At 44.0% G+C, this 12032-nt stretch carries 8 protein-coding genes; 6 read left to right on the top strand and 2 right to left on the bottom strand.

Annotated elements, in window-relative coordinates; translation table 11 throughout:
- Nucleotides 1-2: 2 nt before the first annotated feature.
- Together ACHKAR_RS02225 and ACHKAR_RS02220 are read left to right on the top strand one after the other, a co-directional pair.
- Nucleotides 3-869 carry a DUF5777 family beta-barrel protein gene (locus ACHKAR_RS02225; protein ID WP_395415988.1) on the top strand — a complete coding sequence of 289 codons (867 nt, stop codon included), beginning with the start codon at nucleotides 3-5 and terminating at the stop codon, nucleotides 867-869.
- 91 nt (nucleotides 870-960) lie between these two features.
- Complete coding sequence (locus tag ACHKAR_RS02220; RefSeq protein WP_395415987.1) at nucleotides 961-1752, top strand: RMD1 family protein; 792 nt, start codon at nucleotides 961-963, stop codon at nucleotides 1750-1752.
- 6 nt (nucleotides 1753-1758) lie between these two features.
- Here the strand turns inward: ACHKAR_RS02220 and ACHKAR_RS02215 are convergent, their stop codons facing one another.
- Together ACHKAR_RS02215 and kefF are read right to left on the bottom strand one after the other, a co-directional pair.
- On the bottom strand, nucleotides 1759-3639 hold the full coding sequence (locus ACHKAR_RS02215) for a monovalent cation:proton antiporter-2 (CPA2) family protein (protein WP_395415986.1): 1881 nt from the start codon (nucleotides 3637-3639) through the stop codon (nucleotides 1759-1761).
- Nucleotide 3640: 1 nt separating this feature from the next.
- On the bottom strand, nucleotides 3641-4240 hold the full coding sequence (gene kefF, locus ACHKAR_RS02210; RefSeq protein ID WP_395415985.1) for a glutathione-regulated potassium-efflux system oxidoreductase KefF: 600 nt from the start codon (nucleotides 4238-4240) through the stop codon (nucleotides 3641-3643).
- A gap of 228 nt (nucleotides 4241-4468) precedes the next feature.
- Between kefF and ACHKAR_RS02205 the strand changes: the two genes are divergently transcribed.
- The 4 genes from ACHKAR_RS02205 to ACHKAR_RS02190 all read left to right on the top strand — a co-directional run bounded on the left by ACHKAR_RS02205 (nucleotide 4469) and on the right by ACHKAR_RS02190 (nucleotide 11449).
- Nucleotides 4469-4720: a hypothetical protein gene (locus ACHKAR_RS02205; protein WP_159579801.1), complete on the top strand. Its 252-nt coding sequence runs from the start codon at nucleotides 4469-4471 to the stop codon at nucleotides 4718-4720.
- A gap of 236 nt (nucleotides 4721-4956) precedes the next feature.
- Nucleotides 4957-7962, top strand: coding sequence for a ligand-binding sensor domain-containing protein (locus tag ACHKAR_RS02200; protein ID WP_395415984.1), 3006 nt, complete (start codon nucleotides 4957-4959; stop codon nucleotides 7960-7962).
- A gap of 169 nt (nucleotides 7963-8131) precedes the next feature.
- Nucleotides 8132-9847 (top strand): cellulase family glycosylhydrolase, encoded by a 1716-nt coding sequence (locus tag ACHKAR_RS02195; RefSeq protein ID WP_395415983.1) that lies wholly within the window; start codon nucleotides 8132-8134, stop codon nucleotides 9845-9847.
- Nucleotides 9848-9970: 123 nt separating this feature from the next.
- Nucleotides 9971-11449 carry an endonuclease/exonuclease/phosphatase family protein gene (locus tag ACHKAR_RS02190; protein ID WP_395415982.1) on the top strand — a complete coding sequence of 493 codons (1479 nt, stop codon included), beginning with the start codon at nucleotides 9971-9973 and terminating at the stop codon, nucleotides 11447-11449.
- Nucleotides 11450-12032: the final 583 nt, after the last annotated feature.

Genomic DNA, 12032 nt, shown 5'->3' with positions numbered 1-12032 from the left:
TCATGCTAAAACATTGTTTATCTATATCAATCGCTCTGATATTTTCACTCACCTTAGCTGCTCAGGATGACCTGTTGTCAATGCTGGAGGATGAACGAGGGGATCAAAAGACATTGACTGAGGCCACCTTTAAGGGAACGAGACTTATTAATGGACATTCTATAGAAACCCGAAAAAAGGGGGTCATGGATTTTATTATTGCTCACCGCTTCGGTACCATCGATGGTGGTGGCTATGAACTTTTTGGGTTAGACAATGCCACCATCCGAATCGGGCTGGAGTATGCACTAAACGATCGACTCTACCTTGGGTTAGGTAGAAGTTCGTTCGAAAAGACCTATGACAGCTTTATTAAGTATCGAATAGTGCGTCAATCTACCGGAAAGGGTAATAGTCCCTTTTCCGCGACATGGTTGAGCTCTATTGCACTCAAGACACTAAAGGATCCAGAATATGATCTTAGTTTGGCAAATAGACTTGCCAATACACATTCTCTGCTCCTGGCCAGAAAACTCAACAGCAGTATTTCTCTTCAATTGGTACCCACATGGGTACATAGGAATTTGATCAGGGCGGAGGACATAAACAATGATATTTTTGCTCTCGGAATGGGGGGTAGGGTTAAGTTTTCACAGCGACTGGCCCTTTGTGTAGAATATTATCACCAGTTCCAGCAACTCAATGAAAACACAAGGAATTCATTGGCCATAGGGATAGATTTGGAGACGGGTGGCCATGTGTTTCAACTTCAGTTTACCAATGCCACGTCAATGGTTCCAAAAGGGTTCATTTCTGAAACTACCAATAACTTCTTTGATGGCGAAATCCATTTTGGTTTTAACATATCAAGAACGTTTCAGGTCAATTAGCAGTGATAGCTTTCGGTAGGGTCAAAAATTATTTCACGGAAGCTCTGATTGTTTATTTCTATTTATCGTTTAAGGTTTAAAATAACCTAAAATGGACGATAAAATACTATACACCGCTTATCACATTGCTGACAGGATAGATGTGGCGAACTACCGGCTACTTCATCCGGAGCACCTGATCACCAAAAGCTCCCTTGAGCTGTATTACCAATTAGACATCACACGATACGTCTATATCGTGAGCTATGGTGCTGTGGTGTTTGCAGGAATGACGCAGCCCGATATCGAAGAGTACCTCAAGCTCTTGAAGGCTTCATCCATTCGTCCTAAAAGCAGCGTGACATCTGATGATCTGGAGATTTTACTTGGTGAGAGAGAGGATGAAATCACCCTGAGTTTTGACACCCTTGCACTCGGCACTTTTAATCATTCTGTGAACAAGATGATCATGATGCACCTGGCGCAATCCGTGGCTCTTGATCATTTTAATGGCCTCAGTCAGTCTATTCTTAGTGAAATCAAGGCCTATACGCACGACATGCAGGTATATGGCAAAGTGAAACTGAGTCAGAAGAAAGCGATGAGCTTTATTGGCAAAACATTGAATACCAAAAACACCATTGCCGAAAACCTTTACATTCTGGATAGTCCGGATGTAGCCTGGGAAAATGAATACCTCGACAGACTTCATGACACACTGGTGCGTCATTTCGAACTGGTGCCACGCTACAGGGAGATCGACAATACCCTGAAGATTGTAGAGGATAATCTCACGGTGTATATGTCCTATAACCACCACCGGGAGAGCAGTCGCCTGGAATGGATCATTATTATCCTCATCATCATTGAGGTGCTTGATACCTTCGCTAGTAAACTCTTTTAGTGGGGCCTAGTCTGCGTCTTTTCTGATTCGTGCACTGTCCCATTGATGGTCATTGTCCACGATACCTCTTTTCAAGTCTTCCTCGAGCAGCTTCTCTTGCTGCTCCATTTCCTCTCTTACCTTAAAGACATACTGGTCGCTGTTCATTGGTTCAGCTGCCAGTCTTCTGAGGCTTTCCTCGTCGTATTTGATAAAGTTCTGAGCCTGCCGGTGTACGGTGTATCTTCTAAAACCCATATGATGGAGAACATCACTAGCCAATCGCACGGATGTTTCTAGGGATTCCCGATAGACGTTGGAAATACCCATGTTCAATAGCTCAGAGGCATCGAATCGACTTTTAGCCCGCATCATGAGTTTCACTTGCGGGTATTTTTCGCGTATGAGACTCGCCAGGCTTATGCTGGCATCAGGGTTGTCAATGGCGCAAATCAACAGTTCGGCTTCCGCTATCCCAGCTGATTCCAAAAGTTCAATTCTGGTGGCATCCCCATAATACACTTCAAAACCCATCTTTCTCAGAATATCCACCCTGTTGGAATCATGATCGAGTATAGTGGCCTCTATACCATATGATCTCAAAAAGCGACCGATGGTACTGCCGAAGTGTCCAAACCCGATCAGGATAATCTTATGTGATTTGGCAATGTGATCCATTTTCCTGGGCTCGGACTGTCTGGTACCCACTTTAGGCAGTATGAACCGCTCGTTGACAATGCCAAGAATAGGGGCCAACGTCATGGAAAGGGCCGTCACCACCAGCATCATGTCCAGATCCACACGATCCAGGATGTTGAGCTGGAAAGCGAAGGACAGTAAAACAAACGCAAATTCCCCAATTTGAGCGAGTCCAATGCTCAGGAGCAGTTTTTGATCCATTTTCATTTTGAAAAAGGTACCCACCAAAAACAGGACAATGGCCTTCAGTACAATGACACCAAACACCAATCCACTAATCATCAGTGGGTTATCACCAATGACGATAAAATTGATTGAAGCACCCACGGCCATAAAAAACAAACCCAACAGCAGCCCTTTGAAAGGCTCCAGGTCACTCTCAAGTTCATGCTTGAACTCACTGGTGGCCAATACTACTCCACCCAAAAAAGCCCCAAGTGCCGGACTTAATCCCACGAGCTCCATGGTGAATGCAAGCCCCAAAACAATCAGTAGGGCCGAGGCGGTCAGTAGCTCCCGCAAGCGGGTAGTTGCCACAAGCCTGAGTACAGGCACGATCAGGTACCGGCCAGCAACAACCACCAGCACCACGGAAAGGAATACCCCCAGGGTTTGAATTCCCAATGGCAAATTCTCGAGGATATAGGTATGCGATTCACCTTCATGACCTCCGGCTACTTCTGTGGGTGCAGAGTTGGTCAGCAGTGGAATGATCGCCAGCATGGGGATGACGATAATGTCCTGAAATAGAAGCACAGAAAAGGCGGAAGAGCCAAAAGACGTGTCCATCAGTCCCTTTTCCTTGATGGTCTGGAGGACGATCGCCGTAGAAGACAACACCACAGCCATCGAAATCACGAGGGATACCTGCCAGCTAAAACCCATGGTTAAAAAGGCCAGGTAAAACAGCAGCAGGGTGATGGCCACCTGAGAGCCACCCATTCCCACAATAGTCTTTCTCATTTTCCAGAAGCTCTTCGGCTCAATTTCCAGGCCGATGAGGAAAAGCATAATAACCACCCCGAATTCAGCAAAGTGAAGGATGTCTTCCCCCTCTTCACCCACAAAACCGAGTACGTACGGACCGATCAGTATCCCCGCAAGGAGGTACCCGAGCACAGAACTTAAGCCAAAGCGTTTGGCAATGGGAACACAAATGATGGCACCCGCCAGAAAGATAATTGCCTGAAATAAAATACTTCCACTCATATCACATTAGGTTTTTGAGTTCCTCCACATCATTGAAATAGTCACATTTACCCACCTCCCTGGGAGTCACCCCTTGCAGGAGCAAGGTTATCAGCGCATCGTACTGGGCGGCGTACTTCGCCAGGTCATTGTCCGACAGCCGATGCGTACCCAGGATCGCAAAGGGAGGGAGATAATCCATCCCACATAGCCTGGCGGTCTGCTCAAAAGGCCTTAAAAATTCATTAACCGTATAGTGATTGCGTCCTTCCGCACAATAAACCTCCCTGGATCCACCCAGAGTAAGTACGTTGAGTGCCTGCTTGCCTTTGAGGGCATTCCCCTCAGGTCCATAGGCCCACTTAAACTCCAGTACTACATCGATCCATTGCTTCATTAATGGGGGACAACTGTACCAATAGAAGGGGTGATGCCAAATGATGATGTCATGCTTGGCCAATAGCTCCTTTTCGAATACTACATCAATGTTAAAATCGGGATAACGCTCATACAGATCGTGGAACGTGACGCTGGATCGCTTCCTTATTTTCTCCACCAGCAATTTATTGACTCGGGATCTTTCAAATTTGGGGTGAGCAAACAAGACGAGTATTTTAGACATAATCTGGACGATTGATTCACTTGAAAACTGATCAGTTACAATTATAGCCTTTCAAACTCAATTTTGAGCGTCAGACTCAGGATGCCTTGATACTTCCTTTTGAATCATGAGAGTCGGTCATTTCACTAGAGCATGCATACAATATCTGATAAAATGAGACTTTTCACAGGGGACAAGGGGGAGAACTCCCTAACTTGCAGCCTTGTTTCGCTATGACATCCTTTCAATATGTTTGATGGTTCAGATTTCCCAAAACCCTTAGATGAGGCCCTTTTTGACCAGTGGTTGGAGAACGGTCGCCAGAGTAAAATTAGCTATGGCTTCCTCTTGATCGTTTGGGACGCTTTTGAGGCGGCATATCAGCCGGTTTACGCAGAGCGACGCGAGCAGATGCAGGAGTATCAGCGATATCAGGAATCCACAGGGCGCGAGTCCCTGGTCGCAGCTTATAACCTGTACTCCGAGTCCAGAATTGGGTAGGAGAGATCCTGAGTTTACCAGGATCAAGCTTTGAGTTAGTCATTCCGGTTTGTGAGGCTCGAGCAATGCCTTAATCTCACTTTCACTTCAGATCAATAGAGATTCCGGTATATCGTGCAGCGCTACACATCGAAAAGTGGAATGACGAAAGGTTGAGTTTGAACGATTACTTTTTTAGGATAATTTGCTGAAATTGCAAGTAACAGCTTGATTCCCATTCAGGCTCTAATTACCTCATGAAGCAAATCGTCCAAAAATGCATTCTTGTTTTCTGCTTTTTGAATCAACCAGCGTATTCACAAGATAAAAAGCTGATATTCAATCATATATCACTGGATGAAGGATTGCCAAATGTCCCAATTAATTGTATTACTCAGGATAGCTATGGCTACATATGGTTGGGAACTACCGAGGGCCTCTTTATGTATAACGGCTATAATTTCACCAGATATACATATAATGACTCCACAAGTATTTCTGGCAATTATATCAATGCCATCATTGAAGATGCTAACAAGGATATACTCATTGGTACGAATGGACGTGGGTTCTGTATTTACAATAGAGAAAGCGAACAGTTTGAAGGTTTCTCTCATCGTGATGATGTACCCGAAAGTATTATTAATAACACCATCAAGAGTATTTTTCAGGATTCGAAAGGAAATATCTGGATAGGTACACTTGGGGGCGGGGTAGACATCTTTGATAAGGAGAAAAAGATCTTTCGGCATTTAACGACACCTGGCAGCACCTACAGTGAACGACACGTTTCCTCTTTTGCCGAAGACAACTCGGGAAAAATATGGGTTGGACACTATGAAGGAGATTTGTGCTATTATCCATCTGCACAAAGTGAACTCGTATGTATGACTGATTCCCTGGAGGAAAAGGTAAGCATAGACGGATATTTAAAGTACCTGTATGTGGATTCCAACAACGAGCTATGGATTGGCAGTGTTAGCTCGGGTCTCTATAGGTATAACATTGGCACAAAACAAGTCAGACACTATATTCAGGGTGATGCGTCTGGTGACCTCACAAGCAATATCGTAACTGCCATTCAGGAGCTTTCACCTGGTATTTTAGCCATTGGTACTGATGGTGGCGGGTTGGAATTACTCCATACGGATTCAGAAACATTCGAACATTATCAACACAACCCAGGTAATAAAAACGGAATCAGCAGCAATGCCATACACTCGGTTTACATAGATAATGACAAAAATCTCTGGCTGGGAACATTCCGAGAAGGACTGAACCTGGCATCTAAAAATATTGAGAAATTTGTAGCCCATTCAGTACGAACAGATGCAAATGATGGCTTGAGTCAGAAGTCTGTGCTTGCATTGCTGGAAGTGGATAATGAAACCCTTCTGATCGGAACAGATGGTGGCGGCCTGAATATTTATAATAGGCCCCATCAATCCTTTTTGCACCTCAAACACTCACAGGATAATAAAAAGAGTATAGGTGGAAATGTCGTGAAAGCCTTATTTAAAGATTCGAAAGGCTACATATGGGTAGGCACCTATGGCAACGGAATCGATCGATACGACCTACAATCCAATTCATTCGAGCATAATGCCGAAATACCCGGTATACCAGAAGATATAAAAGATACCAACATCTGGAACATCACAGAGGATCATAATCAAAATATTTGGATGGGCACATTGGGTGGTGGACTTTTTAGGTATAACCTAAATACGAAACAATTCAGGCGGTATATTCACGACCCTGAAGACCCGGCGAGTATTTCGCACTTTCAGGTGATGTGCACCTTAGTCGATCACCAAGGCATGGTATGGATTGGCACAGAAGATGCCGGGCTTGACCGATATGATCCTCAATGTGACTGCTTTGAACATTTCAGCAACCGCCCGGATGACCCTGGCAGTATCCCCAGTAATTTCATTCGGACACTTTTTGAGGATTCCAAAGGCCAGTTATGTATTGGCACGGAAGGAAATGGCCTGGTTATTCTAAAGAACAATGGCACATTTGCCAGATACGATGGAGTATCAGGATTTGCTTCCAACACCGTTTATTCCGTTCTGGAGGATGACCAATACCAATTGTGGCTAGGCACGACGAAGGGGTTAACCAAGCTCAATACTGTTAATGGTACTATTAAGAACTACAGTACCAACAACAACCTTCAGGGCGATTTATTCAACATGAGTTCGTGCCTTCGAACAAGCGATGGCACCTTGTTTTTTGGGGGGATCAACGGGTTCAATGAAATCCATCCAACCCAATTTGAACTGAGCAACACTGAGCCACACCTGGAGATTACAAACCTCCGGATTCTCAATAAGTCAGTCAAAGTGGGGGAGAAGATCAATGATCGAATAGTATTGAAAAAATCTTTAGCCCTCACCTCAGAATTGGATCTGACCTTCAAAGATAAGACGGTATCCCTTGAGTTTGCTGCCATAGACTACACCAACCCCCGGATGATCAGGTATAAATACATGCTGGAAGGGTTCGATGATGAATGGAATCTTGTCAATTTGGAGAAACGATTCGCCACATATACCAATTTGCCAAGTGGGGAGTATCAATTTATGGTGATGGCCGCCGGCCCTGATGGTATCTGGTCTGACAATGTACGCACCCTTACTATCCGTGTAGCTCCTCCATTCTGGAATACTCTGTGGTTTCGATGTTTGATCTTCATCGCTTTAGCCATGACGGTTACCGCCTGGTATCGAACCAGAGTGATTAAACGAGAGCGCATATTGAAACAAGAGCGACTGGCTGCTGAGAAAGAAATCATCAAACTGCAAAATGAAAATCTGGAAGCCACTTTAGTTAATCAAAACTCCAAACTTACTACCTCTATTCTGCACATTGCCCACAAAAACAAGGTATTACGAAACATAAAAGAGGAATTACAAAATGTTTCAAATACCATTTCGGCACCTGTTAAAAACCAATACCTCAGGCTAGTCAGATCGGTAGAGCGGGAAATTGCCGATGACGAAAACTGGCAACAATTTGAAATTCATTTCAACGAAACACATCACCAATTCATTCAGCGTTTACACGAGAAGCATGCTGGCTTAACTAAATCGCACCTGCAAATGTGCCTCTTTATTCGGCTGAATATTCAGACCAAAGAGATTGCAAACATTCTTAACATCTCAGTACGTGGAGTGGAGAAAAGTCGCTACCGCCTGCGCAAAAAGCTAGGCTTGTCTTCAAGTGAGAGTATTACAGATTACCTCCTTACCTTATAACTACACTTTACGTCTCCCCCCTTCAGTTACTTAGGTTAGTGAATTTAATTGCCTGATTATCAGATAGTAACAATTCTGTCCATCTTTTGTCGTAGGCCTGAATTTCTGTGCAGGCAATCCTTTCAGCTATCTTCTGCACCATGTTTTACTAAACCATAAACCTAATATTATGAGAAAATCTTCTTCAGTTTTGAAACCCCTCAGGGCATCTGAAATGCATGACCCAAACAAGGTAGCCCGGGGAAACTTTTCCGGACACTTACCAGTCAGCCTTATTTGTCTGATAATTCTCTTGTGCTCACAGTTAGAAGTACTTGCTGACCGAGGCAGGCCACATATCAATAGCGACAGTGGCTTCAACCGTTTACTGACCGACAAAAACACTCCGCTTCGTGGAGTAAGTTTGTCTTGGGATGGCGGAGACAATGCAACTCATACCGGCGCCGCTGTTATGCCAACTCAGAGTCAACTCAATGCTCTTTCTACGGTTTACGGACTCAACAGTCTTCATGTGTACCTTGAAATGGATTGCCCGATAGGTGGTCATAATCACGTAGTAGGCCAAAATGCTGCAATTTGCGACCAGTTGGTAGAAATGACAGCCCAAGCTAATCTTTATCTGATTATCACCATTGGATGCGGGAATAACAATGGGCAAATTGCCAGTATGGCATGGGCTCAACAGTTCTGGAATTTCTATGCACCACGGTATAAGGATCGCACCCATGTAATATATGAAACACATAACGAACCGGGTCCTTATAACCCTGCTGCTTGGTCAACTTCCGATTGGGAAAATCAAGTCGTACTTTACAATACGATAAGGTCTAAAGCACCTAATACTCATATTATGACTTGTTCATTTATGTCTTTCAATTCTGGTCGTGAAGCATTGGACGGAATTGGTTACATGCGCTGGAGAGGTGTTGACTTTAGCAATGCTTCAGTTGCCTTTCACGGATATGAAACCATGGCTTCTGTAGATGCGTGTATTTCAGAGTTCAAATATGATACAGGTGGTGGCATGACACCAGCTTTGATTTGCACGGAGTTTGATCCAGGTACTTCTTATAGTGGTTTCAACAACATGATAGAAAGTCATCAGTTGGGATGGCTTGAATTTACATTTCTCGGAGCGAGTGATGGTGATCTGCAATGGTTCAAAGGTGCTATGGATGACAATAATGTCGTCTGGACCCCTGATTATGGCAATTGGCCTACAGCCAGTGCCGGAGGTCCCATCGGGCAGACAATTGGGATTAGGGGGAGTAACGGACTATACGTAAGCTCAGAAAACGGCTTATCACCCATGAATTGCGATCGTCAGTCCCCGCAGGAATGGGAACAGTTCACCGTAGTGGATGCCGGCAATGGGCTTATCGCCCTTCGCGGGAATAATGGCCGGTACGTTTCTTCAGAAAATGGGCAATCAGGCATCCTATGCAACCGACTGTCTATTGGTGATTGGGAAGCTTTTTCCTGGGTCGATTTTGGGAATGGCACTTTTGGATTACAAGGCAACAATGGTCGATTCGTATCCTCGGAAGACGGAAATTCCGAAATGATGTGCAATAGGATCACTGCCGATATCTGGGAGAAATTTACCTGGGAGGTAGCCTCAGGCGCCAGAGTGACCACAGGTGAAATCGTGAAACTGCAAACTGATGCAGAGGTTAAAATCTACCCAAACCCGGCGGTTGAATCTTTCACAATCGATGCAGCGGACTTTGATCAGGTAAAAGTAGTAGACTTAAGTGGTCGCACAGTCTATTCATCGCTCTTAGAAACCGGACAGCTCAAAGTGTCAAGCTTAAGTTCAGGTGCGTATGTGGTGATACTATCAAGTCCAGAACAAACCATATCTAAAAAGTTGGTTATTAAGTAGTTACCATAAATTCTAGTAGGGTGATCAGAAACTCCGGATCGTTTTCATTCTAATCCGGAGATTCTGACACCCCATCCTCACAACATCTGATAATTACCATTCAATGACTTAAAATCGATCATCATGACTAAAAAAAGATACTTAATATATTTATCCGCACTGTTCTATTTCTTCATTTTTAATCTTCACGGTCAGGATATAAAAGTGATGTCATATAACATGCAACAGCCATACGGAACCAACTGGGACAGTAGAGTTGATAATGCAGCGAGCATCATCAACACACATCAGCCTGATATTTTGGGCACACAAGAGCTACATGGCTATATGCGAGATCAAATCCTGGGCAGGACTTCAGGGTACTCGACCTACGGAATAAGCCGTGAGTGCGATGGTTCAGGTGAGAGTTCATACATTTTTTACAAAACCAATAAATACGATGTAGATTATGCCAACAGTGGTACTTTTTGGCTCAAAGATGACTATTGGAATTGTGGAAGGGGGTACGATCCGGATTATAATAGGGTTGTTACTTATGTACGCTTCAGGGACAAGGCCACCGGAAATCATTTTTATGTTTATAACAGCCATTTTCCTATGGTATCATACCACGGTGCACGCGTTCAGAGTGCGGAACTGCTTTGTCAGCGTGCCATTAATCGAGCAATTAAAGATCCGGTGATTTTTACCGGTGATTTTAACTCCACAGAAGGCGAAATAAATCCTATTGAATACATCAAAAATGGGAGTTCGCTCAAAATGCGTGATACCTATCGCGAGGTATACCCAACGGGCTCGGTCACCACTGGATTTGGTACCCGCCTCGATTATATTTTTATAGAAAATCAAAGTTCCAATTCAACATTAAGCACTTACGTAGTTAACTCACCCGTAGCGTCTGACCACCTACCCATCGTGGCCACTGTAAGGATAGGCGGACATTCGAATTTGCCCATAGGGCAGACTATTTGGCTCCAGAACGGCAATAAATATGTCAGCTCCAATGATGGCGGATCTCCCATTACATGCGACAGACCTTCCGTGCAGGACTGGGAAAAATTCCTGGTAGTGGATGCGGGAGGCGGACGAGTTGCCTTAAAAGGCTCCAACGGAAAGTATGTAAGTTGTGAGAATGGCTATTCAGCAATGACCTGCAATCGCGTGAGCTATGATGACTGGGAAAAGTTTGAATGGGTTGCTGTGAGTTCAGATGAGGTGGCACTCTTTGGGTTTAACAACAAATATGTCTCATCCGAAAATGGTTCAACCTCCGGAATGAATTGCAATAGACATGCCTATCAGGGTTGGGAAGTTTTCAGGTGGGGCACTGCCAACCCATCAGCCAGAGTGGGAGACGAGGTTGTTGAATTGTCGGTTGAAAATAGTTTTTACCCAAATCCCTGTGTCGACAAATTAACATTTGCCAATTCAGAACCCAATGTTTCATTGTCGATTTACAGTTTATCCGGCCATTTGCTCCTGGACAGGACATATAAGGAAGGCAAACATGACATTGATGTTTCGGATTTTAAGGAAGGTATTTATGTAGCTAAGGTGCAGAAAGAGGGGCAGACCCAAACAGTTAAGCTTTACAAGAAATAACTTCAGTATGACCACAAAGATGGTAAATACCATATAAGATGAACAAATGACCAATCCTGAGATGAGGTTCCCTCATCTCAGATGGTCTTTATTCCAGAAGAACTTTGAGCAAAGGCCTGACTAACCGAATAGACGAAACTATCCCTGAGCCAGTTTCTTGTGCCACAACCAGTAGGAGATCAACACAGTCGCAATCGCGACAAACATAATCAGCATGGCAGGTTCAAATCCTCCCACCCCGACAACAAAGGTTCATAAGAACCCAAAAGCCTGCAAATCTTACGATTTGCGGGCTTTTTTATTTTTTACGTATCAGTTCGATTTAGACAATTTCAGCAAAAATGAGACCTATCCGGTGAACCAAATGAATGGTTTATTTTAGTTCACCAGATTGATACAAATAGCTGTAAAACAGATAGTTGCATCGCATAATTTGAACTGTTTTAGGTCTGTTTGAGTGACCTTGTGGAAGCAGTTCACCACGAGAGGAATCATTTTAACACAAACACTCAAAAGCTGAATTGTCATGAGAACTACAAACACCTTCGGAGTTCAGTTCATCACAAGAACGAACAAGGCCAAA

Origin of the sequence: Marinoscillum luteum (assembly GCF_044005705.1) — a bacterium.
GTDB lineage: Bacteria > Bacteroidota > Bacteroidia > Cytophagales > Cyclobacteriaceae > Marinoscillum > Marinoscillum luteum.
The sequence above is the reverse complement of the archived record's forward strand: the minus strand, read 5'-3'. Positions and strand labels throughout refer to the sequence as shown.